We start from the raw sequence: 24,509 nt of genomic DNA on the forward strand, positions 1-24,509 counted from the left end.
TGCTTTTGCTTTTGCTTTTGCTGTTGCTGTTGCTGTTGCTCTTGCTTGGCTCTTGCTTTCTCTTGCTTTGCTCTTGCTTGGCTTTTGCTTGGCTTTTGCCGTCGCTCTGCTGTTGCTGTTGCGTCCCTTCTCCCGCCTGCGGGAGAAGGTGCCCCGCAGGGGCGGATGAGGGGAGCTTTTAAAGCACTGGGTCTGCTTGCTAGAAGCCTCCCCTCACCCCAACCCCTCTCCCGCGGGCGGGAGAGGGGCTTCTATTTCGTCATGATTCTGGGTTGCGTCACTTATGCGGTCTTCTGGAACAACTCGCGCCCAATCAACATGCGGCGGATCTCGGAAGTGCCGGCACCAATCTCATACAACTTGGCATCGCGCCACAAACGACCAGCCGGGTACTCGTTGATATAGCCATTGCCGCCGAGGATCTGGATCGCTTCACCAGCCGCCCAGGTCGCCTTCTCGGCCGAGTACAGGATCGCGCCTGCCGCGTCCTGGCGGGTGGTGCGGCCCTGGTCGCAGGCCTTGGCCACGGCATACACATAGGCGCGGCAGGCATTGAGGCCGACGTACATGTCTGCCAGCTTGGCCTGGATCAGCTGGAAGCTGCCGATCGCTTCGCCGAACTGCTTGCGCTCATGCACATACGGCAGCACCACATCCAGCGCCGCAGACATCAGCCCCAATGGGCCACCGGACAACACCACGCGCTCGTAATCCAGGCCGGACATCAACACCTTGACTCCGCCGCCCACGCTGCCCAGCACGTTCTCGACCGGCACTTCGCAGTCCTGGAACACCAGCTCGCAGGTGTTGGACGAGCGCATGCCGAGCTTGTCCAGCTTCTGCGCGGTGGTGAAGCCCTTCATGCCCTTTTCGATGATGAAGGCGGTGATGCCGCGCGAACCGGCGTCCAGGTCGGTCTTGGCGTAGACCACCAACACGTCGGCATCGGGACCATTGGTGATCCACATCTTGTTGCCGTTGAGCACGTAGTGGTCACCGCGCAGCTCGGCGCGCAGCTTCATCGACACCACGTCCGAACCGGCACCCGGCTCGCTCATCGCCAGTGCGCCGACGTGTTCGCCGCTGCACAGCTTGGGCAGGTATTTGTGCTTCTGCGCTTCACTGGCGTTCTTGCGCAGCTGGTTGAGGCACAGGTTGGAATGTGCGCCATAGGACAGGCCGATGCCGCCGGAGGCGCGCGAGATTTCCTCCATCGCCACCACATGCGCCAGGTAGCCCATGCCGCTGCCGCCGTATTCTTCTTCCACGGTCATACCCAGCAGGCCCTGTTCGCCAAGCTGGCGCCAGAGCTGGTTGGGGAAGTGGTTGCTGGCGTCGGCTTCGGCGGCCAGCGGCGCGATGTGGGCGGCGGCAAACTGCGCCACGCTTTCGCGCAACATGTCGATTTCTTCGCCCAGATCAAAATTCAGGGTGGGGACGTGCATGGCTGGCTCCGGTACTGCTTGGCGATAAGGGGCGCACCGGGTTGGGGGGACGGGCAGGCCGTCGGCACGGGCGTTTGCGCGCAGCCTAGCGGCTCCCGGGTAAAAAGTGAATACAAATTCAAAAATTGAACATAGAATCAACAAATGGCTTACAAGCGCTCGGAATTGATGGAAAAACGGCTGGCGGGCAACCGCGAGCGGATCCTGGTCGCGGCCCGGCGGCTGGTCGCGGCAGGCGGCTATCGCAACGCGCCAATCACCGCGGTGGCGGCCGAGGCGGGGGTGTCGACCGGGCTGATCTACCGCCACTTCCCGTCCAAGGCCGAGCTGTTCGTCGAGGTGCTGACCTTCGCCGTGGAGCACGAGCTGGAAATCCTGGCCGCCATCGCCGATGAGCCCTTGCCTGCACCGGAGCGGCTGCAGCGGGCAGTGGCCTCGTTCGTGCGCCGCGCGATGGCCGGGCCGGGCCTGGCCTATGCCTTCATCGCCGAACCGGTGGACCCGGAAGTGGAAGCCGAGCGCATCCGCTGCCGGCGTCTGTTCGGTGATGTGTTCAAGCGCATCCTCGAAGACGGCGTGCGTGCCGGTGAACTGCCCGCACAGGATCTGGATATCAGCGCGGCCTGCATCGTCGGTGCCTTCACCGAGGCGCTGGTTGGCCCCACCGCACCCAGCCGCGATGGCCTGCGTGATGGCGAACACCTGGTCACGGCGATCGGTGCGCTGTGCCTGCGCGCTGCCGGTGCAGCGTTGCCGCAATAAGCGCTGACACTGCGATTGGATGCTGCAATGCCGCACATCTGCGCGTGTTCAGGGCATTGCGGGAGCGGGCGGACGCTGGTCTATACTCGCCCAGCAGCTGCTGGTCCACCGACAACTCGCCCGGGGTGATGAGACGTGCGGAATTACGACCTTGAGTTCCTGAAGCGCTTTTCCATCGTGATCGCCATCCTGGCCGTCATCACGATTGGCTTGATCATCTTCGCGTCCTACCTGCAGCACGTCATTCCCAAGGAAGTCTCGCCGACCGCGACCAAACGCATCGAGGATCGCATCGCGCCGATCGGTGCGGTGTATGCCGGTGCCACCGGTGCGTCGGCGCAGGCCGCCGCCTCCGCTGCGGCCGCCGCAGCTGCCGCCGCCAGCGGTGCCTATGGCGGCACCCTCGACGGCAAGACCATCTTCGACAACCTGTGCACCGCCTGCCACACCACGGGTGTTGGCAAGGCGCCGACCCTGGACCACAGCCACTGGGACCAGCGCCTGGCACAAGGCAAGGACACCCTCTACAAGCACGCCATCGAGGGCTATACCGGTCCGGACGGCGGCATCATGCCGCCCAAGGGTGGCAATGCCGGGCTCAGCGAGGAGCAGATCCACGCCGCCGTGGACTGGATGCTGTCCAATCTGAAATAGAAAGCCGCCAGACTCACGCAGCTGGCAACAGACCTGATTGCTGCAGAATAGCCGGCGCCGCCCCAGCAGGGCGGCGCTTTGTGTTTTCGTCTTCCCCGGAGTGCGTCCATGCGTTGTACCCCTACGTTGCTTGCCCTGGCCTTGGCTGCCGCCTGTTCCGGCGCGGCGCTGGCCGCCCCCGCCAAGACCGCCGTACTGCCGATCGGCAGCGTGCAGGGCACGACCGACCACAGCCCGTACGCGGGCAAGACCGTCACCATCGAGGGCGCGGTGACCGCCGACATGCGTGATGGCCTGGGTGGCATCTTCGTGCAGGACGCCGGCGACGGCGATGCCAATACGTCAGATGCCCTGTTCGTGGTCCTGCACAAGGAGCAGGCCGTGCAGGTCGGCCAGTGGCTGCGCATTACCGGCAACGTCGAGGAGCAGGCCGCCGGCAAAAGCGATCAGGGCCTGACCACGCTGCAGGCGCAGACCGTCATCCCGGCTGCAGCGCGGCCCGTACCGGTGGCGCTGGTGTTGACCGATGTACCGGCCAACTGGGAGGCGTTGGAAGGCATGCAGGTGCGCATTCCGGCCGGCCTGACCGTGGCCGGCCAGGACCAGCTCTCGCGCTATGGCGAACTGACCGCTGCCTTCGGCGGCCGCCTGTGGCAGCCCAGCGAAGTGGCCGCCGCCGGCAGCCCGGAACAGGCGGCGGTGATTGCCGACAACAACCGCCGTCGCCTGCGTCTGGACGATGCCAGCGGCAAGCGCGATCCGGGTGCGGTTTCCTATCTGACGCCCGACCAGTTGCTGCGCAGCGGCGCGCAGCTGCGCGACGTGCAGGGCATCGTCGACCAGCGTTTCGACGGCGGTTATCGCCTGCAGCTGACCGCACCGCTGAGCGTGGATGCCGAACGCCCGCAGCAGCCACCAACGGTGGCCGGTGGCCTGCGCATTGCCGCGTTCAATCTGGAAAATTACTTCAATGGCGACGGCAAGGGCGGCGGCTATCCGACCCTGCGTGGCGCCAAGACCGCCGAGCAGCAGGCCGCACAGCAGGCCAAGCTGATCACCACCATCGGCAGCCTCAATGCCGACGTTGCCGCGCTGATGGAGCTGGAGAACGATGGCTACGGCCCGGGCTCGGCAATCGATCAGCTGGTGCGCGCGCTCAATGCCGCGCAGGGCAAGGATGGCGATTGGCGCTTCGTCGATGCCGGCAAGGGTCCGGGCGACAACCCGATCCGCGTCGGCATCATCTACCGCGCTTCAAGGGTGAGCCCGGTCGGCAAGCCGGCAGTGCTGGAGCGCGAGCCGTTTGGCGAACGCAGCCGCGTGCCGCTGGCGCAGGCCTTCCGCATGGGCCGCAAGGGCACCCCGTTCGTGGTGGTGGCCAACCACTTCAAGTCCAAGGGCTGCTCGGAAGCGATCGGCGATGATGCCGATCGTAATGATGGCCAGGGCTGCTGGAACGCCACCCGCGTCGAGTCAGCCAAGCTGCTGCACAGCTGGTTGCAGGGCGACCCGACCGGTAGCGGCAGCCGTGATGCGGTGTTGCTGGGCGACTTCAACGCCTATGCGATGGAAGACCCGATCCGTACCTTGAATGCCGATGGCTGGCAGGACGCGTTCAAGGTGGCCGGTGTGCAGCAGCCTTACAGCTATGTCTACAACAGTTTGACCGGCCGCCTGGACCACGCCTTGCTGAGCCCGGGCATGGCCGCACGGCTGAAGGGCGCAGCCGAGTGGCATATCAATGCCGATGAGGCGGATGAGGTTGGTTATCAGGGCCGCAATGTGCCGGGACCGTGGCGCAGCTCGGATCATGATCCGTTGTTGCTGGGGTTTGAGCCGTAAGGCTGAGAGCTGGAAGCTAGAAGCTTAAGAGCACCCCTCCCCAACCCTCCCTTTCGCGTAGCGAAGGGGAGGGGGCAGTTTTTCTCCCTCCCTTTGCCGCAGGCAAGGGGAGGGTCGGGGAGGGGTGCCTTTGCTGTTGCTCCAGATCAGCAGAAACCCTCAAAACGTCCCGCGCGCAATCAAGGCTATCGCCACCACCGCCAGCGCCAGGCCAAGCCGATTCCACACGCTGGTCTTTTCGCCAAACACCAGCACGCCGACCAGCGCACCCAGGCACACCACGCCAATATTCATGCCGGCGAAAATCGTCGCCGGGCTATGCGGTAGCGCCTGATGCGCACGCACGTAAAACAGAATGTTGCCGAAGTTGAGCAACCCGAGCAGCAGGCCAAAACCCAGATTGCCCAGCGTCAACCGACTCTTGCCGCTGACATGTCGCTGCAGCTGCCACACAAGCATCAGCACGAAGGCGATGCCGAAGCTCACCAGCAAGGCCGCTATGGATGGCGTGCCGGCCGCTGCAACTTGTTTGAGCAGGATGTCGATCAGGGCAAAGCCGGCCCAGACCCCAAGCAACCAGCCCCAACTTGAGCGCGAGCGCTCCTTGGTACCGCCATCACGCGCGGTCACGCCGACAATCGCCAGCAGGCCCAACCCAAGCCCGGCCAGCTTCCAGCCATTGGTCTGCTCGCCGAACAGCAGGAAGGCAGCGGCCAGCGACAGCAGCAGTGACAGCCGCTGGGCCACGTCGCTGCGCACGATGCCGGCCTCGCGCACCGCGCGGGCCAGCACCAGGAAGATGCCGGGCAGCGCCACCGCAAGGCCGAGCAGGGCCAGCCACGGTGTATGCCCGCTCTGCAGCGATTGCAGCGAAGGCTTGAGCAACAACAGCGACAGCACGCTGGCGGCCAGATAGTTCCAGGTCACCGCCTGGGCGATATCGACGCCGCGGCGTGGCGCCAGTTTCAGCAGCACCGATACCAGAACACTGCAGATCACACTCAGGACAAGGAAATGCATGGATTTGGGCAGTTGTGAAGGGCGGGCGTGAAGCCGCCGGACGGGGCCGCTATTATGGCCGCATGCAAACTCTCCCATTCCCCCACGAATCGGCGACGCTGATGCTGGACGGCCCGGCCGGTCCGCTGGAAGTCGGTGTCGACCTGCCCGATGGCGAGTCCGCCGCGCGTCCAATCATCGCCGTCATCTGCCATCCGCTGTCCATCGAGGGCGGCAGCATGCACAACAAGGTGGTGACCATGGTCTCGCGCGCGCTGCGCGACCTGGGCATCACCACCGTGCGTTTCAACTTCCGCAGCGTCGGTGCCTCGGTTGGCACCTACGACAACGGTGAAGGCGAAGCCGACGACCTGCGCGCGGTGGTCAACTGGGTGCGCAGCGAGCGTCCGGATGCCGCGTTGTGGCTGGCCGGTTTCAGCTTCGGTGCCTATGTGTCGCTGCGCGCCGCCGCCCAGCTGCAGCCGCAGGCCTTGATCTCGATCGCACCGCCGGTTGGCCGCCGCACCTGGGATTTCTCCGAAGTACAGCCGCCGGCCAACTGGCTGGTGGTGCAGGGTGATGCCGACGAAGTGGTGGATGCACACGGCGTTTACCAATGGCTGGAGTCCTTGCCGAATCCGCCACAGCTGGTGCGCATGCCGGATACCTCGCATTTCTTCCATCGCAAGCTGATCGACCTGCGTGGCGCCATCCAGCATGAAGTGCGGCGTTGGCTGCCTGACGGCAGCAACTGAGCATGACCGCAATGACCCCCTCACAACGCTACGCCGCCGGCGTGGCCCGCGGCGACTGGCGCGACGATGTCGCCCAGCATGCCGCGCTGGCCGAGCTGGACCGCATCCATGAAGCCATCGTCGACAGTGCGCAGGACGGTTGGCTGGACCGGCTGTCGGCGTTCTGGAAGAAGCCCGAGCCGGTAAAGGGCCTGTACTTCTGGGGCGGCGTTGGCCGCGGCAAGACCTTCCTGGTCGACCTGTTCTACGACGGCCTGCCGATCGAACAGAAGTACCGCACCCACTTCCACCGCTTCATGCGTGGCATCCATGAGCAGCTGCACGAGCATCAGGGGCAGAGCGATCCGCTGGCCAAAATCGCCCAGCAGTGGCGCGACAAGCTGCGTGTGCTGGTGTTGGATGAGTTTTTCGTCACCGATATCGGCGATGCGATGTTGCTGGGACGCCTGCTGGAGCGATTGTTCGCCGAGGGCGTGACCCTGGTAACCACGTCCAATACGGCGGTGGAGAATCTTTACCTCAACGGTCTGCAGCGCGACAGCTTCCTGCCAGCGATTGCCTTGCTGGAGAAGTATTGCGTCGAGCTGTATGCCGAAGGCACCGAGGATTACCGCATGCGCGCGCTGACCCGCTCGCCGGTATACCGCGCGTCGCTCGATGGCGAGAGTGATGCGTGGTTGGCCGGGCGCTGGAAGGAGCTGAGCGGTGCTGAAGAAGCGCGCGGCGGCAATATCCAGATCGAGGGTCGCAAGATCCCGGTGCGTGGCCGCGGCAAGAGTATTGCCTGGTTTGATTTCGTCGCATTGTGCGAAGGCCCGCGTGGGCCGTCGGACTACATCGAGATCGCCCGCGAGTTCACCACCGTGCTGCTGGGTGGCATCCCGCATTTCGATCGCCTCAACGAAGATGCCGCACGCCGCTTCGTCAACCTGATCGACGAACTGTACGACCGTCAGGTCAACCTGGTCTGCACTGCCCAGGACGCACCGCCCCTGCTGTACAGCGGTACCCGCCTGGCCGGCGCCTTCGAGCGCACCGCCAGCCGCCTGATCGAGATGCAGAGCGCCGAATACCTGGGCACCGCGCACCGCAACTGACCCTGTAGTGCCGAGCCATGCTCGGCAGGGGCATTACCAGCAATGCCAATGTAGTGCCGAGCCATGCTCGGCACTACGCTTCGAGCCCCTCTCCCGTTTACGGGAGAGGGGCTCGGGTGAGGGCAGCTTTTTACTGGCAAAGCCTGAAGCTCAAAAGCCAACCCCTCCCCAACCCTCCCCTGCGCGTTGCGCAAGGGAGGGAGCAGATTTAACCCCACTCCCCATCCCCATCCGTTCCTATCCCCGTACGCCGCATCACGCGGCCCGCATGGGAGCAGGGATCATGGGTAGCGCAAAGGGTTCAAACCGGCCGGCGGTTCGCAACATGGCGCTGGCCGCCGCAGTGACGCTGTTGGTCGGCTTGCCGGTGGCAGCCGCGGTTCGCCACACCCCGTTCCCGGTGACCGAAAACACCGGCGACCTCAAGGCGCCAACCACGCAACGCACGCGCCAGACCCAGCCCAACTTCCAGGCGCCCAACGCCACGGTCTGCAGCGATACACCGGTACTGCGCGAGGTTGCCGATCCCAGCCCGAGGCCGCAGCAGCACAACATCGCGGCGGACGGGCTTCGCCTGCGCAGGGGGGCTGCCAAGATGATGGCGCCGCCAGCGCCTGCTGCACCGCCGGCACCATCACCCGTGGTCGTCCGCGCCGAGGCCGCCGCCGATGCCAGTTATGCGGCGGCGGAAGCGCCGATGGCCTCGATCACCAGCACTGGCAGCGTGCGCCAGCAGCAGGCACCTGTCACCGCCGGTGTCGTTGACGACAACGCCGACTTCACCGCGTTCCAGCAATTCCTGCAGCGGCATGAAGAAGCCAACAATCTTGGCCGCGATGTCAGCGTGCGCCAGCGCCTGCAGGTGGTCGATGCGCAGGGCCGACCGGTGTCGGATGCGGAGGTGGCGGTGACCGCCCGCAACGGCGCGCGGATGTGGGCGCGTACCGATGCCGGTGGCCGGGTCTGGGTTCACCCGAATGCCTTCGATGATCGCGATTCGGACAGCTACCAGGTGCAGGTGCGGCGTGCCGGCAAGACAGTGACCTCGGCGCTGCAACGCGGGCAGAAGAATGTCGTGCAGGTGGTGGTGGCCGATGCGCCGTTGCCGGCGCGGGCCAAGCTTGATCTGGTGTTCATGGTGGACGCCACCGGTTCGATGGCCGATGAGATCGACAAGCTGCGTGACTCGCTGCAGGGCATCGTCCGCGATATCGCCCAGCTGCCGTCCAACCCGGACATCTGCCTGGGACTGGTGACCTACCGCGACCGCGGCGATGAGTACTTCGTGCGTGGCTGGGACCTGAGCAACAACGTTGCCGGCTTCCAGAAAGTGCTTGATGGCGTGCGCGCCAATGGCGGCGGCGATTACCCGGAAGCAATGAACGAGGCCTTCGGCCATGCGGTGCAGGCGATGAACTGGCGCGGTGCCTCGACTACCCGCCTGCTGGTGTCGCTGGCCGATGCGCCGCCGCACATGGATTACCCGCAGCCGCGCTACGAACAGACCATGCTGGCCGCGCTGGGCAAGGGCATCAAGGTGTTGAGCGTGGCCGCATCCGGCCAGGACACCACCGGTGAGATCGCGCAGCGACAGATCGCGCAGTACACCGGCGGGCGTTTCATCTTCCTGACCTACAAGGATGCCAGTGATCCCTCCAGCGGGCCGGGTAGCGAGACCGTGCATGAGGTGGAGAACTATTCGGTCGACACCCTGGACAAGCTGGTGGTGAAGCTGGTGCGCGAGGAGCTGGCGCAGTTGCCGAAGGGCTGAGCTGTGCTCCCTCCCTTTGGCGAAGCCAAGGGGAGGGTTGGGGAGGGGGAGGCTTTTGTGGCCAAAGCCGGGTCCTGTAGTGCCGAGCCATGCTCGGCATGGGCTTTACCGGTAATGCCTCTGCCGAGCATGGCTCGGCACTACCAAGAGCGGGTTTTACCGTGCTGGTAACGGAATGCTGTCGTCCTGGCCTTGCTCGCGCGCCGCCATCTTCGCGCTATCACCGCTCACCTGCATCATCTGCAGCGGCTGGCCATCAAGACGGAACTCCAATGCCTGCTGCAAGAGGTCCAACGCCTGCACCTGCGCGCACAAGGAACGTGCGTGCTGCTCCAAAGCGATGGTGCGGCCCTGCAGCCGCTGCTCCAGTTCGGCGTCGAGTTTGTCGGTGCGTCGTTCTAGTCGTTTCTCGCCGCCGGTGAACACCGCCCACAGCACACTGCGAGCGATCGAGCCGCTCAAATTCTCGGCAGCCGCTTCCACCCGCGACTCGAAGCCTTCGTCGAACAAGTCCTGCTCCCAGCGGCCGCGGCCGATGGTGGTATCGACGAAGCGTTCGGCTTCCTTGCGCAGCTTGCGGACCTTGCGTGAGTTGGCGTCGCCGGTCAGGGCTTCGTAGACCGCATCCAGGGTGTCGAAGCTGATGCCGACAGATTCCTTGGCGATGCCGGTCACCGCCGGCATCAGCCGGCGCACGCCATCCTCCAGTGCGCGCAGCCGTTGTGCATCTTCCGCTGAGACCGTCTGCATCCGGTTGTCGATGCTCAGCTGGCCGTCATGGAACACGATCTCGCGCATCGGCAGCGTATCGCGACGCAACCAGATACCGCCGCCGTCGACCAGCACGTTGTAGTCGGTGGACACACCGCACTGGTCGGCAGACAGCTCCGGCGCCTTGACCGTGCCTGCCTGGGCGGCCAGCGGCAGCAGCAGGGCAAGCGAAGTGGCGATGGGCAGCAGGCGCATGGCGGCGAGCTCGTGGCAGGAGGATGTCGCCAGCTTGGCCGCTCGCGGCAAGGGCTGCGCCGGCCGGAAGTCACGTCCCGAAATTTCATCAGAAATTTACGTTATCAAGTCAGGTGGTTTTCCTACAAAAAAACTCTGCAAAAGGCTTGACTGCGCATGCCGTTCGAGCAGGTTCCGGTGTCCGGTCCGGGCGCCAGACAGTCCAAGCCTTGTGCCACAAGGCTTGGCAAAGAAATACTAGATTTGGTGTTGACCCTGTAATACACCCCCACTATCTTGTGCTCCGTCGGTTCTGGCGGAATTTTCCGTCGGATTAATAGGGAAGCCGGTGATGCCTTCAAGGCTAGTCCGGCACTGCCCCGCAGCGGTAATTGGGAACGACCCCGCCAACAGCACTGAGGCACAGGCCTTGGGAAGCGGCGGAGTAGGAGAAGGCCCCCGCCTTCCTGCCCATGAGTCCGAAGACCTGCCGACAGCCACGCGATGCACACCGCGTGGTGCCGGCTGCGGTGTCTTCGAGGGGAAGACGGCTGGTGACGTGGTGCCGTGGCTGCTGCCGACCCTGGGTCGTGCGCTGTCGCGGCTGCTGCGACGCCGTCCTTCCATGCTCGCTGCTCCGTACCGGCTCTGCTTCCTGCGCGGGCAGGAGCTGCGTGCATAACGTTTGCAAGGACACCATCGTCGTGACTGCCACTCATACTGACGTCGCTCCGGCTGAAGCCGGTTTTGAACTGACCCCGCCGCCGACCGCCACCGCCATGAGCGTGACCAAGCGCAATGGCAGCACCGAGCCGGTAGACCTCAACAAGATCGTCCGCGCCATCCAGCGTTGCTGCGAAGGCCTGCACGCGGTGGACCCGATGCGGGTTGCCACGCGCACCATCTCCGGCCTGTACAACGGTGCCAGCACCCAGGAACTGGACGAGCTGTCGATCCGTACCGCCGCCCTGCTGATCGGCGAAGAGCCCGAATACGGCCGCCTGGCCGCACGCCTGCTGGCCAACTTCATCGGCAAGGAAGTCTCCGGCCAGGAAATCCATGCGTTCTCGCAGTCGGTTGGCCGTGGCCACGAAGTGGGCCTGATCAACGACCGCCTGCTCAACTTCGTGCAGGTCAATGCACGCAAGCTCAACGACGCGATCGATCCGTCCTATGACCTGAACTTCGATTACTTCGGCCTGCGCACCATGTATGACCGCTACCTGCTGCGGCATCCGCATTCGCGCAAGGTCATCGAAACCCCGCAGCAGTTCTTCCTGCGTATCGCCAGCGCGCTGAGCGAGGACGTGCCCGAGGCACTGGCGCTGTACCAGCGCCTGGGCAGCCTGGACTACCTGCCGTCCAGCCCGACCCTGTTCAACGCCGGCACCAGCCACGAGCAGCTGTCCTCGTGCTTCCTGCTGGACTCGCCGCAGGATTCGCTGGAATCCATCTACGACCGCTATGCCGACATCGCCCAGCTGTCCAAGTTCAGTGGTGGCATCGGCGTCAGCTATACTCGCGTGCGTTCGCGCGGCTCGCTGATCAAGTCGACCAATGGCCACTCCAACGGCATCGTGCCGTGGCTGAAGACGCTGGATTCCTCGGTGGCTGCGGTCAACCAGGGCGGCAAGCGCAAGGGTGCGGCCTGCGTCTACCTGGAAACTTGGCACGCTGACATCGAGGACTTCCTCGAGCTGCGTGACAACGCCGGTGATGACGCGCGCCGCACGCACAACCTCAACCTGGCCAACTGGGTGCCGGACCTGTTCATGCAGCGTGTCGAAGCCGACCAGGAATGGTCGCTGTTCGATCCGCGCGTGGTGCCGGAGCTGACCGACCTGTTCGGTCCGGCCTTCGAGCAGGCCTATGTGCAGGCCGAAACCCAGGGCAAGGCACGCAAGACCGTGTCGGCACGCAAGCTGTACTCGCGGATGATGCGCACCCTGGCCGAGACCGGCAACGGTTGGATGACGTTCAAGGACAAGTGCAACCTGGCCAGCAACCAGACCCTGCGCGCCGGCAACGTGATCCACCTGTCCAACCTGTGCACCGAGATCCTGGAGATCACCTCCAACGACGAGACCGCGGTCTGCAACCTGGGCTCGATCAATCTCGGCAACCACCTCGACGCACATGGCGATTTCGATTTCGAGAAGCTGGCCGAGACCGTGCGCCTGGCCGTGCGCCAGCTTGACCGCGTCATCGACCTGAACTTCTACCCGATCGAAACCGCCCGCCGCGGCAACCTGCGCTGGCGTCCGGTCGGCCTGGGCTGCATGGGCCTGCAGGACGTGTTCTTCCGCAAGCGCCTGGCCTTCGACTCCGCCGAAGCACGTACGCTGTCGACCAAGATCGCCGAGACCATCTATTTCCACGCGCTGGAAGTGTCCTGCGAACTGGCCCAGGAACGCGGCAAGCACCCCTCGTTCAACGACACCCGCGCCGCCCACGGCGAGCTGCAGTTCGATGCCTGGAACGTGGTGCCGGACGACGTCGAGCGTTGGGACGCACTGCGTGAGCGCATCAAGCAGCACGGCCTGCGCAACTCGCTGATCATCGCGATCGCGCCGACCGCGACCATCGCTTCCATCGCCGGTTGCTACGAGTGCGTCGAGCCGCAGGTGTCCAACCTGTTCAAGCGCGAAACCCTGTCCGGCGACTTCCTGCAGATCAACCGCCACCTGGTTGCCGAGCTGAAGCAGCTGGGCCTGTGGACGCCGGAAGTGCGCGATGCGATCAAGCTGGCCGACGGTTCCATCCAGAGCCTGCAGCAGATCCCGGAAACCCTGCGCCACATCTACCGCACCGCATGGGAACTGCCGATGCGTTCGCTGATCGACATGGCAGCTGCACGTGGTGCCTATATCGACCAGTCGGCCTCGCTCAACCTGTTCATGGAAAGCCCGAACATCGGCGCGATGTCGTCCATGTACATGTACGCCTGGAAGCAGGGCATCAAGACCACGTATTACCTGCGTTCGCGTCCGGCTACCAAGATCGCCAAGACCACGGTCAGCAGCTACACCCCGGTGGAAGCCGTGGCCTGCTCGCTGGAAAACCCGGAAGCCTGCGAAGCCTGCCAGTAAAGCTCAAAGCCCCTCTCCCGCCTGCGGGAGAGGGGTTGGGGTGAGGGCGCTCTTGAAAGCACGTAGCGCCAACCCCCAGGAACCAACCCTCATCCGGCGCTACGCGCCACCTTCTCCCGCAGGGAGAAGGGAAAGGAGATCCAACATGTCCGATTCCCCCCGTCAAATGCTGCTCGATCCCGGTTTCGAGCTGACCCTGCGTCCGATGCGTTACCCGGACTTCTACGAGATGTACCGCAACGCCATCAAGAACACCTGGACGGTGGAGGAGATCAATTTCCAGATCGACATCACCGACCTGCACCAGAAGATGTCGCCGGCCGATCAGCACCTGATCCATCGCCTGGTCGCGTTTTTCGCCACCGGCGACTCGATCGTGTCGAACAACCTGGTGCTGAACCTGTACCAGCACCTCAATGCGCCGGAAGCGCGCATGTACCTGTCGCGCCAGCTGTACGAAGAAGCGCTGCACGTGCAGTTCTACCTGACCCTGCTGGACAACTACCTGCCGGATCCGGAAGAGCGCTTCAAGGCCTTCGCCGCGGTGGAGAACATCGACTCGATCAAGAAGAAGGCTGCGTTCTGCTTCAAGTGGATCGATGCGCTGCAGGAAACCAAGCGCCTGGAAACCCGCGACGACCGTCGCCAGTTCCTGCTCAACCAGATCTGCTTCGCTGCCTGCATCGAAGGCCTGTTCTTCTTCGCTGCGTTTGCCTATGTGTACTACTTCCGTTCGCGCGGCCTGCTGCCGGGCCTGGCCTCGGGCACCAACTGGGTGTTCCGCGACGAGAGCTGCCACATGGAGTTCGCGTTCGAGTGCGTGCGCAAGATCCGCGCCGAAGAACCCGACCTGTTCGACGCGAAGATGGAGCAGGAGGTCTACCAGATGCTGGAAGAGGCCATCGACTGTGAAGTGCAGTTCGCCGAGGACGTGCTGTCCGGTGGCGTGGCTGGCATCTCCACCCGCGACATGCGCGAGTACCTGCAGCACTGCGCCGACAACCATTTCCTGAAGCTGGGCATGGCCAAGAAGTACAACGTGCGCAACCCGCTGCCGTTCATGGAACTGCAGGATGTGCAGGAACTGACCAACTTCTTCGAGCGCCGCGCCTCTGCGTACCAGGTCGGCGTGCAGGGTGAAGTCGCGTTCGATATGGCGTTCTGATCGACGCCCTCCCTTGCGCGAAGCGCGCTTGGCTCCCTCCCTTGCGCGAAGCGCAGGGGAGGGTTGGGGAGGGGTGCTTTACAGGCTTCTGAGGCTCCATCAGCTTCGCGGCTTACGCCGCTCCTACAAAAGCTGCAGCCGCGTACACAAGCTGCACAGCTTTGCGGGCGTATCATCTGCACCAACTTACAGGTGATGCCTCCATGACCCCCATCGTCGAAACCAATCCGCCGGTCGAAGTCCGCATGGCGGAAATCGTGTTCCCCAACCACACCAACCATATGGGCACGCTGTTCGGCGGCCAGGCATTGGCGTGGATGGACAAGGCGGCCTTTCTTGCCGCCGCCCGTTATTCGCGTTGCACGGTGGTCACCGCACGCTCGGACCAGGTCGACTTCAAGCTGCCGATCCGCATCGGGCAGATGGTGGAAACCATCGGCCGGGTGGTCAAGGTCGGCCGCAGCTCGATGCATGTGGAAGTCGAGCTGATCGCCGAAGACCTGCACAACGGCGAACGCGCGCTCTGCACCAAGGGCACCTTCGTGATGATCGCGCTTGATGGCGAAGGTCATCCGACCACCGTGCCGGCGCTGCCGACGCAGGCCTGAGCCGCGCGGTGATGACCACTTCATCGGTACCGACCGGGCGTCTGTCGCCGGCAGTGATCACCGAGTTGCCGGAGTTCATCGCCGGCCACCGACGCCTGTTCGTGGTCACGGGTGCCGGTTGCAGCACCGATTCCGGCATTCCCGACTATCGCGACCGCGATGGCCAATGGAAGCGCACGCCGCCGGTCACCTACCAGGCCTTCATGGGCGAGGAAGCAACGCGCAAGCGCTACTGGGCGCGCAGCCTGCTGGGCTGGCCGCGCTTCGGCCAGGCCTTGCCCAATGGCACGCACCGTGCGCTGGCAGCGCTGGAAGCCGATGGTCGCATCGAGCTGCTGCTCACCCAGAACGTGGACTGCCTGCATCAGGCAGCGGGCAGCCAGACCGTGATTGATCTGCACGGTCGGCTTGACCAGGTGCGTTGCATGGGCTGTGAAGCACGCAGCTCGCGCGAACACCTACAACAGCGCCTGCTGGATGCAAATCCCGGCTGGGACGCCTTGGAAGCAGGCATCGCGCCCGATGGTGATGCGGACCTCGAGGCTGATTTCTCCTCGTTCGATGTGCCTGCCTGCGAGGCATGTGGCGGTGTGCTGAAACCCGACGTGGTGTTCTTCGGCGAGAACGTGCCGCGCGAACGCGTCGCGGCAGTGCACGAGCATCTGCAGCGTTCCGACGCGGTGCTGGTACTGGGTTCGTCGCTGATGGTGTATTCCGGTTTCCGCTTCGTCGATGCCGCTGCCAAGGCCGGTTTACCGATAGCCGCGGTCAATCTCGGCCGTACCCGCGCCGACCACCTGTTGGCACTGAAGGTGGAAATGCCCTGCGCCCAGGCGCTTGCCTTCCTGTTGGACGGCACCAAGACGCAGTGATCCACCACGCCGGTTGAATCAGCGGCCGCTGCGGCGTGCAATGAGCGCCCCCACTGTTGATGGACGTCCCCCACGTGAGCCAGCTTTTCTCGCCGCTGTCGCTAGGCCCGCTTTCCCTCTCCAATCGCGTTGTCATCGCGCCCATGTGCCAGTACTCGGCGCAGGACGGGCAGGCCACCGATTGGCATACGATCCACCTGGGCCAGCTGGCGCAGTCCGGTGCGGGCCTGTTGATCATCGAGGCTACTGCGGTCGAGCCGCGTGCGCGCATCAGCTGGGCTGATCTCGGTCTGTGGGATGATGCAACGGAAGCAGCACTGGCCAAGGTGCTGGCGTCGGTGCGGCGCTGGTCGAGCATGCCGATCGGTGTGCAGCTCGCCCACGCTGGGCGCAAGGCGTCGACTGCGCGCCCGTGGGACGGTGGTGGTGCGATCGCCCCGGAACAGGCGCACGGCTGGCAGGTGTTTGCGCCGTCGGCGCTGCCGTTCAAGGCCGGCGATCCCACACCTGCAGCATTGGATGACGCCGGCATCGATGCCGTGGTCGAAGACTTTGTTGCTGCCGCCAAGCGCGCAGTGCGGCTTGGTCTGGAGCTGATCGAGCTGCATGCCGCACATGGTTATCTGCTGCACCAGTTCCTGTCGCCGTTGAGCAACCAGCGCGACGATGCGTATGGCGGTTCGCTGGAAAACCGCATGCGCCTGCTGCTGCGGGTATTCGATGCGGTGCGTGCGGTGGTGCCGGCCAATGTGGCCTTGGGCGTGCGCATCTCCGCCACCGATTGGGTGGAAGGCGGCTGGGATGTTGCCCAGAGCATTGAACTGGCCAAGGCGCTGGAAGCGCGCGGCAACGACTTCCTGCACGTGTCCAGCGGTGGGCTGGATCCGCGCCAGCAGATTCCGGTCGAGCCCGGCTACCAGGTGCCGCAGGCCGCTGCGATCAAGGCCGAAATCGGCACGCCGGTGATAGCGGTGGGCTTGATCACCGAGCCGACGCACGCCGAGGAAATCCTCGTCGACGGCAAGGCCGACGCGATCGGCATCGCCCGCGGCATCCTCTACGACCCGCGTTGGCCCTGGCATGCGGCTGCGGCATTGGGCGCACAGCTGACGGTGTCGCCGCAGTACATGCGTTGCGAGCCGCATGAGGCGCGCGGTCTGTTCAAGCTCGCCAAGCAGGGCTGACGCTCGCAAGGTGCCAGCGGCATGCTGCCGCTGGTGCTCAGGCGTGGTCGATGTCGATGCGCCAGTCCGGCGGCAGGGCATCGAGGATGTGCTGCAGCAGCGAACGTACTTTCGGGGTCAGGTCGCGGCGGTCGCTGACGCACAAGAACAGGCGCATCGGTTCCGGCGAGGCCTGCGCATCGCTGCTGGCCTCATCCTGGAACAGGGCCTGCAGTTCACCGCGGGCCAGATACGGCGCGGCGACAAAGCTCGCCAGCCGAGTTATGCCTCCACCGCGTGCGGCCATCGCCGCCAATGCATCGATATCGTCGCTGACCAGTGCCGGCTGCACCTCGGCATCAAAGCGAAGGCCGTCGCGAACAAAGCCCCAGCGCAGATAGCGTCCATCCAGCGGGTAGCGGAACAGCAGGCAGCGATGCTCGCGCAGGTCTTCGGGGCTGCGTGGTGTGCCGGCGATCGCCAGATAGGCCGGTGCCGCACAGAACACGAACGGTATCTGCGCGATCGGCCGCGCCACCAGGCCTTCTTCCAGCTGCGGCTCGATGCGGATGCTGACATCCACGTTTTCATGGCCGTGGTCGACACTGCGGTCGGCAAGCAGCAACTCCATTTCCAAACGTGGGTAGCGTTGCTGCAGCGCCGGCAACAGCGGTGCCAGCACATGCCGACCAAATGCGACGCTGCTGGCGATACGCAGTGGCCCGGCGGGCTGTGCGTCGGGATCGGTGACCGCTGCCTGGGCGCGTTGCAGGTCGCGTTCGATATGCCGCACCTGCGCCAGGTAGACGGCGCCGCGCTCGGTCAGGGCCAGCTGGCGGGTGGTGCGGTTGAACAGGCGCACGCCCAGGTGGGCTTCCAGGCGGGCGATGTTCTGGCCCACCGCCGCCGCGCTGATGCCCAGGGTGCGTGCGGCAGCGGCAAGGCTGCCGGCGTCGGCGGTGCGTATGAAACTGCGGATCGAATGGAGAATGTTCATGCCGGTTGGCATTTTCCGGGAGGATTGCAAAGAAAATCTTTATAAAGCGCCAAGCCCGTGCGATCTAGCCGTCTTCCGAGGCGCTGACTATCGTGCCCGGCCCGCAGCCCCTGATTGCTGCCTGCCTGGATCCCGCTGGATGCTAGCCCCCCGTCCCACCGCCCTTGCCCGCTGGAAGTTGCATGCGCGCACCACGCCCATTGTCTTCGCCTTCTTCATGGCATCGATCATGGCCATGCTGATGTGCCTGGTGATCACTGCCGCCAATGCCGGCATCGATGGCCAGTTCCCGATGCGGGTGTTGTCCGCTTACTGCCTGGCGATGCCGACCGCCTTCTGCTGCGTGCTGGTGGTGCGGCCCCTGGTGATGCGGCTGGTGGCGCTGACGGTGCATCCGCACTGAGCTGGCGGACGGGAAAACCGTGTCAGCTGCAACTGTCTTTGCTGGGAATCGACTGGAACGGTTACTTTCCACGACCCCACTGATAAATGTTGTTGGCCATGCGTCCTGATTTCATCCTCACCCTTTCCTGCCCGGACCGCACCGGCATTGTTTACCGTGTGTCCGGCCTGCTGTTCGAGGCGGGCTGCAACATCCTCGATGCCCAGCAGTTTGGTGACGATGAAAGCGGTCGGTTCTTCCTGCGTGTGCATTTCGACATGAGCACCAGCGGGGATGAGCCGGTGGTGCGTGCCAGGCTGCAGGGCCTGGGCGAAGAGTTCGCGATGCAATGGGAGTTGCACGACGCGCGTCGCCGCGCGCGCCTGTTGGTGCTGGTCAGCAAGCAGGGCCATTGCCTCAACGATCTGCTGTTCCGCACCCATAGCCGCCAGTTGAAGGTGGACATTGCCGCAGTCGCCTCCAACCACAACGACTTCGCCGGGCTGGCCGGTTCCTACAATGTGCCGTTCCATCATCTGCCGGTGGGCGCCGAGAACCGAGAGCAGCAGGAACAGCAGATCATCGACCTGGTCGAGCGCGAGCGCATCGATCTGGTAGTGCTGGCGCGTTACATGCAGATCCTGTCACCGCGGCTATGCCAGGCGCTGTCGGGCCGTGCGATCAATATCCACCACAGCTTCCTGCCCAGCTTCAAGGGCGCTCAGCCGTACCACCAGGCGCATGCGCGCGGGGTCAAGATCATTGGCGCCACTGCGCACTACGTGACCTCGGACCTGGACGAAGGCCCGATCATCGAGCAGGACGTGGCCCGTGTGGATCATGCGATGACGCCGCGTGACCTGGTGCAGCTGGGCAGCGATACCGAGTCGCAGGTACTTGCACGTGCGGTGCGCCGCCATGTCGAGCACCGCATCCTGCTCAATGGCCATCGCACCGTGGTATTCCGCTGATCAGCCGAGCCGGATCAAACGATCTGGCTCAGTCGATATGAATACCGCATTCGGTCAAGGCGATGCGGGTAGCGGCATCGTTGGCTGCTGACACCGGCCGGGTCAGCTCCCACAGGAAACGCACGGAAAAACCGCTGATCGCAGCATCCTGCGCGCTCCACAGCACGCAGTAATCGCGTGCCAGGCCGCAGACGTGGACTTCGCGGATGCCACGTTCATGCAGCCAGCCGGCCAGACCTGTTGGTGCGCGGGTCGCCTGCGGGCCGATGTTCTCGCGGAACGCGCTATACGAATCCACCTCGCGCTGGGTGCCTTTGCGCAGGATCAGGTCGGCGTGCTTCCAGTCAACGCGAGCATCCAGCGTCGCACCGGCGCTGCCCTGCACACAATGGTCCGGCCATAGGGTTTGCGGCTGGCCATGCAGCTGGATGGCGTCGAAGGGTTTGTGCCCGGCGTGCTGGCTGGCGAACGAGGCATGATCCGCCGGATGCCAATCCTGGGTGGCAACCACGGTTTGATACTCACGGGCATCCAGCAATGCAGCGATGCCAGGCACGATGGCATCACCATGCTGGCAGGGCAGGGCACCGCCAGGCATGAAATCCGGTTGTAGATCGATAACCAGCAGGGCAACGTCGGTTCCGTACATCGACAACTTCTTCCTGACGCGGGGAAGCACAGTTTAAGCCAGCGACGGTGGAAGCACCGTAGTGCCGAGCCATGCTCGGCAGGGGCTTTACCGGCAATCTTGCAGGAACGGTGTTAGCCGCGAAGCAAGCAACGTCAAAATCCCCCCTTCCCAACCCTCCCCTTTGCTGCGCAAAAGGGAGGGGGCAAGGGCGGTAGTGCCGAGCCATGCTCGGCAGGGGCTTTACCGGTAGAGCCTCAGCCGAGCATGGCTCGGCTCTACGAGCTGTGACCTTGTAGGAGCGGCGTAAGCCGCGAAGCAAGCAAAGCCAAAAGCACCCCTCCGCAGCCCTCCCCTTTGCTGCGCAAAAGGGAGGGAGCAAAGCTGCAATGCCGGGCAATGCTCGGCCCTACCGCTCAATGCGCCGACGAGCGCGAGAACAGGTTGATCACCAGCACCCCCGCGCAGATCAGGCCGATGCCGACGATGGCGGGCATATCAAGCTTCTGCTTGAACACGAACAGGCCGATCAACGAGATCAGCACGATGCCCACACCCGACCAGATCGCATAGGCGATGCCGGTGGGTATCGTCTTCATCACCAGCGCCAACAGCCAGAAGCACACGCTGTAGCCGAGCAAAGCGCCAACCGTTGGCCACAACCTGCTCATGCCGTCGGAGGCCTTGAGCAGGGAGGTGGCGAGTACTTCCAGCGCGATGGCGCAGGCCAGCAGGGCATAGGCATTCATTGGGCAAGCTCGGTGGTGCAGGGGACGTTGATTCTAATGGGGCGTCCTGCAGGCAGGTGTTGGCGCTCGGCCGAGGTCTTACGGTGCATGGATAGACTCCGCGCATGTTGCGCCTGGGCTGTCGGCCGGCGGCCGTTACCGCGATGCAGGAGATCACTGTGGAATCATGGAGCTTGGGGAGGCAGTACCGTCGCCCGGATCGGCATGTGCTGGACGTACGGCGGGGACGCGCGCGCCTTGCCGTCCTGGCGACGGTATTGTGTTTTTTCCCTGCCCGCGCTGCGCTGGCACAGCATCAGGCCTACAACGTGCCAGCAGCTGTGCCGGCCGCTGAAGTGCCGGCGCTGGAGACGCAGCGCCGGCAGCTGTTCCAGAAGATCCTTGATGATCCATCTGATCTGGAAGCGGGCTTCGCCTACGCCGTGCTGTCGACCCGTGTAGGCGATTACGAGGCCGCCATTGCCACCTACGAACGCATGCTGATCCTGCGGCCCGGCACGCCGCGCCTGCAGCTGGAACTGGCGGCGCTGTATTTCCGCCTGGGCGCATATCCACGTGCGCGGCAGTTGTTCGATCGGGTGCTGGCATTGCCGGAGACACCGGATACGGTGCGACGCCGCATTGCCGGCTACATGGCGGTGATCGAAGGCGACCGCAAACAACGCGGCGGCTTCAGCGGCATGCTGAGCATCGGCGCGCGTACGGAGAGCAATGCCAACGGTGCACCGGACCGTGACAGCATCAGCTTGAATGGACGTGACTTCGAACTGGCACCGGATTCGCGGGCTGCCGGCGACAGCAGCCTGCAGCTGGGCGCGTTGCTGCGTTACCGGCAACCGATCTCGAAGCAGGGCGATGTGTTGGATGTATCGCTGGCTGCTGCGTCCAGCCGCTACCGGGAGATGGGGGAACTGGGCAGCGATGGCGTGGAGCTGCGGTTGGGACCGGATTTCTCGCTCAACCGCTGGGGGCTGCGCGATGGCCGCGTCGCTGTTGCTGGCCTGCTCGGGCAGACCTGGTTGGATGGCAGCCGCTACATGCATGCAGGTGGCCTTGCGCTTGCCTTCCGCAAGCCGGTAGGCCGCGAGTCACTGATCGCAGCCAATATCGACTGGCGTGATGAGCGCTACACACCTGGCGCCGACATGGCCAGCGCCAAGGGGTACTCGGGTGACCGCTACCGTGCCAGCGTCAGTTACAGCCGCCAGCTTGCCGACGACTGGCAGCTGTTGCTCAGCCCGGGCGTGGAGCGGCGCGAGGCGAAGCTGGACTTCAACAGCTACTGGGAGCCGCGCTTCAATCTCGGTGTGAATTACCGCTATCCCGCGTTGCTGGGCAAGCGCAGCCAGCCGTGGGTGCTGGCGCTGAGTGCGCAGGCGGCACGACGGCACAACGACGTGCCGATGACGGTGGTCAGCCGCGATACGCGCCAGCGCGGCAACGAGCTGGTGGTGCAGGCGGTGCAGACCATTCCTTTGCGTGGCAGTACCGATCTGCAGCTGTATGCCGGTTACCGGCGGCTGCATTCGAACTATGCGCTGCGCGAGTACAGCAATCGGTTTGCTGGCTTTTCACTGATTCAAGCGTTCTGAGGATACCGGCGATGCGTCTCCATCTTCCCGTAATGGTGGTTGCAGGCCTGCTGCTCGCGGTGGCGCCGGCGTCGGCCGAGAAGGTCGGCACCGCAGCGGCAGTGGCGCCCGATGCGCAGAGCTACTTCGGCTCGACGGCACCGCGCGTGGTGCGGTTGGGTGACAACGTGCTGCGTGACCAGCGTTTCCAGACCGACGCCAAGGGCGTTGTGCAGGTGCTGTTGGTGGACGGCTCCAGCTTCACCATCGGGCCACGCTCGTCGTTGGTGATCGACCGCTTCGTCTACGACCCGGACAAGGGCACGGCGCAGTTGGCCGGCAGCGTCTCGCGCGGGGTGATGCGTTTCATTGGCGGCGCGGCGTCGAAGAGCGCCGATGGCGTGAAGATCAAGACGCCGGTCGGCGTGGCCGGCATTCGCGGTGGCATCCTGGGCTTGTGCGTGGACGATGCACAGGCGGGTTGCGCGGGCGGTGTGGTCGGTCACTTCGAGTACGGCGTAGGCGCGGAGTTCTCACCGGAGCAGGGGCCTGCGGTGCTCCTGCACCAGCCGGGTACGGGCTTCAGTTCCAATGGCGATGGCGCCTCGATACACAATGGCGGCGCTGCTCCGGTTGATCCTGCGGCGGCCTTGCCGCCAACGGCGGGCGATGACGATCAGGACGTGGGTGGCTTGGCGTCGCAGCCGAATGAACGTGCCGGATTCAGTGGCGGTCCGATGGGGCCGGAGCTGGGTGTGCCCGGCGTGGCACCGGACGAAGGTCCGTCGGCCTTGCTGGCGAGCGAGCAGGGCGACAGCCCGGGGCAGTTGCAGATCGAGACCGAGATCGAGCAGAGCGGCACGCCGCCAAATCCGGTAGATCCAGTGGATCCTGTTGGGCCGGTAGATCCGGTAGATCCGGTAGATCCTGTGGATCCAGTAGATCCAGTAGATCCTGTGGATCCGGTAGATCCAGTGGATCCAGTGGATCCGGTAGATCCAGTAGATCCAGTGGATCCGGTAGATCCGGTAGATCCAGTGGATCCGGTAGATCCAGTAGATCCGGTAGATCCAGTAGATCCAGTAGATCCAGTAGATCCAGTGGATCCGGTAGATCCAGTGGATCCAGTGGATCCAGTGGATCCAGTAGATCCAGTGGATCCGGTAGATCCAGTGGATCCGGTAGATCCCGTAGATCCCGTAGATCCCGTAGATCCCGTAGATCCAGGGCTTCCGAAAACATTGAACGGCACCCTGCAGGGCTTTGCCTCGGCCTATGCAGGTGACACGGCCGTGTCCTCAACGGCCGCGACATTCCAGTTCGATGCGGCGGCGGGAACCTTCACCGCAACCATCGCGCCGGAGTCCTGGGAGGGAGCGGCGCTGACGGGCGGCGGGGACTATCTGCATGACCGCAGCTATGAGTTCGAGAACAGCCAGGGCAATCTGCGCGTGGATGGCAGCCCGGATCTGCTCTGCAATTGCGATTACCTGAGCTGGGGCCATTGGGAAGCGACCAACGTGCCGGGAATTCCCTCAGGCTTGCCCGGAGAGGATGTGCCGCTTCATGTCGCGCAGAACGGCTATTGGATCATCGGCAACCTCACCCCGTTGGCAGACCTGCCAAGCAACATCGTCGCGACCTACTCGGGCATGGCGATTGGTGCGGCTTACAGCGCCGGCGAGGTCATCCAGGGGCTGACCGGCGACTTCACCGCGACGGTGGATTTCGGTACTGGCACCGGCAGCCTGGCCATCGCCAACTTCGGCGGTCACAGCTTCGGCAGCACTTTCGATCTTGGCTCGGCATCTTCCAGCATGCCGGACAACGCGATCTCCGGCAGTTTCGAATCAACCATGGCCGCACCTTACTTCGGCAGCTATACCGCGGGCTTCGCCTCCGATGGCAGTGATGGCACCGCGGCAATGCTGGGCACCTTCAACGTGCGTGAGGAGAGCTCATCGAACTGGTCGGCGACAGGCATCTTCGCCGGCAAGAAAACAGCTGAGACGCCGTCTGCCGTCGGTCCGTGAGGAGTGCGCCA

At 64.3% G+C, this 24,509-nt stretch carries 21 protein-coding genes and 1 riboswitch; of the genes, 15 read left to right on the forward strand and 6 right to left on the reverse strand.

The genetic code is table 11. The annotated features are described in order from the left end of the window. Positions 1-281: 281 nt before the first annotated feature. Positions 282-1,445, reverse strand: coding sequence for an isovaleryl-CoA dehydrogenase (locus Q5Z11_RS01285; RefSeq protein ID WP_303748353.1), 1,164 nt, complete (start codon positions 1,443-1,445; stop codon positions 282-284). Between the two features lie 144 nt (positions 1,446-1,589). Between Q5Z11_RS01285 and Q5Z11_RS01290 the strand changes: the two genes are divergently transcribed. The 3 genes from Q5Z11_RS01290 to Q5Z11_RS01300 all read left to right on the forward strand — a co-directional run bounded on the left by Q5Z11_RS01290 (position 1,590) and on the right by Q5Z11_RS01300 (position 4,703). Continuing rightward, positions 1,590-2,207, forward strand: coding sequence for a TetR/AcrR family transcriptional regulator (locus tag Q5Z11_RS01290; RefSeq protein WP_303748354.1), 618 nt, complete (start codon positions 1,590-1,592; stop codon positions 2,205-2,207). A 135-nt stretch (positions 2,208-2,342) separates the two neighbouring features. Then, on the forward strand, positions 2,343-2,861 hold the full coding sequence (locus Q5Z11_RS01295) for a c-type cytochrome (RefSeq protein WP_303748355.1): 519 nt from the start codon (positions 2,343-2,345) through the stop codon (positions 2,859-2,861). A 108-nt stretch (positions 2,862-2,969) separates the two neighbouring features. After that, complete coding sequence (locus tag Q5Z11_RS01300; protein ID WP_303748356.1) at positions 2,970-4,703, forward strand: ExeM/NucH family extracellular endonuclease; 1,734 nt, start codon at positions 2,970-2,972, stop codon at positions 4,701-4,703. A 159-nt stretch (positions 4,704-4,862) separates the two neighbouring features. Here the strand turns inward: Q5Z11_RS01300 and Q5Z11_RS01305 are convergent, their stop codons facing one another. After that, positions 4,863-5,723 carry an EamA family transporter gene (locus Q5Z11_RS01305; RefSeq protein ID WP_303748357.1) on the reverse strand — a complete coding sequence of 287 codons (861 nt, stop codon included), beginning with the start codon at positions 5,721-5,723 and terminating at the stop codon, positions 4,863-4,865. A gap of 62 nt (positions 5,724-5,785) precedes the next feature. Between Q5Z11_RS01305 and Q5Z11_RS01310 the strand changes: the two genes are divergently transcribed. The 3 genes from Q5Z11_RS01310 to Q5Z11_RS01320 all read left to right on the forward strand — a co-directional run bounded on the left by Q5Z11_RS01310 (position 5,786) and on the right by Q5Z11_RS01320 (position 9,325). Then, positions 5,786-6,457, forward strand: a complete 672-nt coding sequence (locus Q5Z11_RS01310) for an alpha/beta hydrolase (protein ID WP_303748358.1) — start codon at positions 5,786-5,788, stop codon at positions 6,455-6,457. A gap of 2 nt (positions 6,458-6,459) precedes the next feature. Then, the gene (zapE, locus tag Q5Z11_RS01315) at positions 6,460-7,554 is read left to right on the forward strand and encodes a cell division protein ZapE (RefSeq protein WP_303748359.1); all 1,095 of its coding nucleotides are present in this window, start codon (positions 6,460-6,462) and stop codon (positions 7,552-7,554) included. Between the two features lie 283 nt (positions 7,555-7,837). Beyond that, complete coding sequence (locus Q5Z11_RS01320; RefSeq protein WP_303748360.1) at positions 7,838-9,325, forward strand: VWA domain-containing protein; 1,488 nt, start codon at positions 7,838-7,840, stop codon at positions 9,323-9,325. Between the two features lie 156 nt (positions 9,326-9,481). On the opposite strand, the gene Q5Z11_RS01325 is transcribed toward Q5Z11_RS01320, so the two are convergent. After that, positions 9,482-10,291, reverse strand: a complete 810-nt coding sequence (locus tag Q5Z11_RS01325; protein WP_303748361.1) for a DUF2884 family protein — start codon at positions 10,289-10,291, stop codon at positions 9,482-9,484. A 270-nt stretch (positions 10,292-10,561) separates the two neighbouring features. Beyond that, positions 10,562-10,778, forward strand: a riboswitch (cobalamin riboswitch). A 271-nt stretch (positions 10,779-11,049) separates the two neighbouring features. Here Q5Z11_RS01325 and Q5Z11_RS01330 point away from each other — a divergent pair. The 5 genes from Q5Z11_RS01330 (at position 11,050) to Q5Z11_RS01350 (ending at position 17,188) form a co-directional block, all read left to right on the forward strand. Further along, a complete protein-coding gene (locus Q5Z11_RS01330; protein WP_303749945.1) occupies positions 11,050-13,359 on the forward strand; it encodes a ribonucleoside-diphosphate reductase subunit alpha in 2,310 nt (769 codons plus the stop codon). 145 nt (positions 13,360-13,504) lie between these two features. Continuing rightward, a complete protein-coding gene (locus Q5Z11_RS01335) occupies positions 13,505-14,524 on the forward strand; it encodes a ribonucleotide-diphosphate reductase subunit beta (protein WP_303748362.1) in 1,020 nt (339 codons plus the stop codon). A gap of 203 nt (positions 14,525-14,727) precedes the next feature. Further along, positions 14,728-15,132 (forward strand): acyl-CoA thioesterase, encoded by a 405-nt coding sequence (locus Q5Z11_RS01340; RefSeq protein ID WP_057626999.1) that lies wholly within the window; start codon positions 14,728-14,730, stop codon positions 15,130-15,132. 11 nt (positions 15,133-15,143) lie between these two features. Continuing rightward, positions 15,144-16,004, forward strand: coding sequence for an NAD-dependent protein deacetylase (locus tag Q5Z11_RS01345; RefSeq protein ID WP_405051641.1), 861 nt, complete (start codon positions 15,144-15,146; stop codon positions 16,002-16,004). A gap of 74 nt (positions 16,005-16,078) precedes the next feature. Next, the gene (locus Q5Z11_RS01350) at positions 16,079-17,188 is read left to right on the forward strand and encodes an NADH:flavin oxidoreductase/NADH oxidase (RefSeq protein ID WP_303748363.1); all 1,110 of its coding nucleotides are present in this window, start codon (positions 16,079-16,081) and stop codon (positions 17,186-17,188) included. Between the two features lie 37 nt (positions 17,189-17,225). Here the strand turns inward: Q5Z11_RS01350 and Q5Z11_RS01355 are convergent, their stop codons facing one another. Further along, entirely contained in the window at positions 17,226-18,164 is a 939-nt protein-coding gene (locus tag Q5Z11_RS01355) for a LysR family transcriptional regulator (RefSeq protein WP_303748364.1), read from the reverse strand. A 139-nt stretch (positions 18,165-18,303) separates the two neighbouring features. Here Q5Z11_RS01355 and Q5Z11_RS01360 point away from each other — a divergent pair, with 139 nt between their 5' ends. Further along, the gene (locus tag Q5Z11_RS01360; protein ID WP_303748365.1) at positions 18,304-18,567 is read left to right on the forward strand and encodes a DUF2798 domain-containing protein; all 264 of its coding nucleotides are present in this window, start codon (positions 18,304-18,306) and stop codon (positions 18,565-18,567) included. 98 nt (positions 18,568-18,665) lie between these two features. Further along, positions 18,666-19,517 (forward strand): formyltetrahydrofolate deformylase, encoded by an 852-nt coding sequence (gene purU / locus Q5Z11_RS01365; protein WP_303748366.1) that lies wholly within the window; start codon positions 18,666-18,668, stop codon positions 19,515-19,517. A 28-nt stretch (positions 19,518-19,545) separates the two neighbouring features. On the opposite strand, the gene pncA is transcribed toward purU, so the two are convergent. Next, positions 19,546-20,166 carry a bifunctional nicotinamidase/pyrazinamidase gene (gene pncA, locus Q5Z11_RS01370; RefSeq protein WP_303748367.1) on the reverse strand — a complete coding sequence of 207 codons (621 nt, stop codon included), beginning with the start codon at positions 20,164-20,166 and terminating at the stop codon, positions 19,546-19,548. A gap of 395 nt (positions 20,167-20,561) precedes the next feature. Beyond that, positions 20,562-20,894, reverse strand: coding sequence for an SMR family transporter (locus tag Q5Z11_RS01375; protein ID WP_303748368.1), 333 nt, complete (start codon positions 20,892-20,894; stop codon positions 20,562-20,564). 257 nt (positions 20,895-21,151) lie between these two features. On the opposite strand from Q5Z11_RS01375, the gene Q5Z11_RS01380 reads away from it, so the two are divergent. Beyond that, positions 21,152-22,486, forward strand: coding sequence for a tetratricopeptide repeat protein (locus Q5Z11_RS01380; protein ID WP_303748369.1), 1,335 nt, complete (start codon positions 21,152-21,154; stop codon positions 22,484-22,486). Positions 22,487-22,497: 11 nt separating this feature from the next. Continuing rightward, on the forward strand, positions 22,498-24,498 hold the full coding sequence (locus tag Q5Z11_RS01385; protein WP_303748370.1) for a FecR domain-containing protein: 2,001 nt from the start codon (positions 22,498-22,500) through the stop codon (positions 24,496-24,498). The last annotated feature ends 11 nt before the right edge of the window (positions 24,499-24,509 follow it).

The sequence above is a fragment of the Stenotrophomonas sp. 610A2 genome, from assembly GCF_030549615.1.
GTDB lineage: Bacteria > Pseudomonadota > Gammaproteobacteria > Xanthomonadales > Xanthomonadaceae > Stenotrophomonas > Stenotrophomonas pigmentata.

What these genes read in the sequence shown, in the direction of transcription:
- Q5Z11_RS01285 (WP_303748353.1), bottom strand. Translation starts at nt 1,445, where the DNA reads ATGCACGTCCCCACCCTGAATTTTGATCTGGGCGAAGAAATCGACATG.
- Q5Z11_RS01290 (WP_303748354.1), top strand. Translation starts at nt 1,590, where the DNA reads ATGGCTTACAAGCGCTCGGAATTGATGGAAAAACGGCTGGCGGGCAAC.
- Q5Z11_RS01300 (WP_303748356.1), top strand. Translation starts at nt 2,970, where the DNA reads ATGCGTTGTACCCCTACGTTGCTTGCCCTGGCCTTGGCTGCCGCCTGT.
- Q5Z11_RS01305 (WP_303748357.1), bottom strand. Translation starts at nt 5,723, where the DNA reads ATGCATTTCCTTGTCCTGAGTGTGATCTGCAGTGTTCTGGTATCGGTG.
- Q5Z11_RS01310 (WP_303748358.1), top strand. Translation starts at nt 5,786, where the DNA reads ATGCAAACTCTCCCATTCCCCCACGAATCGGCGACGCTGATGCTGGAC.
- zapE (WP_303748359.1), top strand. Translation starts at nt 6,460, where the DNA reads ATGACCGCAATGACCCCCTCACAACGCTACGCCGCCGGCGTGGCCCGC.
- Q5Z11_RS01320 (WP_303748360.1), top strand. Translation starts at nt 7,838, where the DNA reads ATGGGTAGCGCAAAGGGTTCAAACCGGCCGGCGGTTCGCAACATGGCG.
- Q5Z11_RS01325 (WP_303748361.1), bottom strand. Translation starts at nt 10,291, where the DNA reads ATGCGCCTGCTGCCCATCGCCACTTCGCTTGCCCTGCTGCTGCCGCTG.
- Q5Z11_RS01330 (WP_303749945.1), top strand. Translation starts at nt 11,050, where the DNA reads ATGAGCGTGACCAAGCGCAATGGCAGCACCGAGCCGGTAGACCTCAAC.
- Q5Z11_RS01335 (WP_303748362.1), top strand. Translation starts at nt 13,505, where the DNA reads ATGTCCGATTCCCCCCGTCAAATGCTGCTCGATCCCGGTTTCGAGCTG.
- Q5Z11_RS01340 (WP_057626999.1), top strand. Translation starts at nt 14,728, where the DNA reads ATGACCCCCATCGTCGAAACCAATCCGCCGGTCGAAGTCCGCATGGCG.
- Q5Z11_RS01345 (WP_405051641.1), top strand. Translation starts at nt 15,144, where the DNA reads ATGACCACTTCATCGGTACCGACCGGGCGTCTGTCGCCGGCAGTGATC.
- Q5Z11_RS01355 (WP_303748364.1), bottom strand. Translation starts at nt 18,164, where the DNA reads ATGAACATTCTCCATTCGATCCGCAGTTTCATACGCACCGCCGACGCC.
- Q5Z11_RS01360 (WP_303748365.1), top strand. Translation starts at nt 18,304, where the DNA reads ATGCTAGCCCCCCGTCCCACCGCCCTTGCCCGCTGGAAGTTGCATGCG.
- purU (WP_303748366.1), top strand. Translation starts at nt 18,666, where the DNA reads ATGCGTCCTGATTTCATCCTCACCCTTTCCTGCCCGGACCGCACCGGC.
- pncA (WP_303748367.1), bottom strand. Translation starts at nt 20,166, where the DNA reads ATGTACGGAACCGACGTTGCCCTGCTGGTTATCGATCTACAACCGGAT.
- Q5Z11_RS01375 (WP_303748368.1), bottom strand. Translation starts at nt 20,894, where the DNA reads ATGAATGCCTATGCCCTGCTGGCCTGCGCCATCGCGCTGGAAGTACTC.
- Q5Z11_RS01385 (WP_303748370.1), top strand. Translation starts at nt 22,498, where the DNA reads ATGCGTCTCCATCTTCCCGTAATGGTGGTTGCAGGCCTGCTGCTCGCG.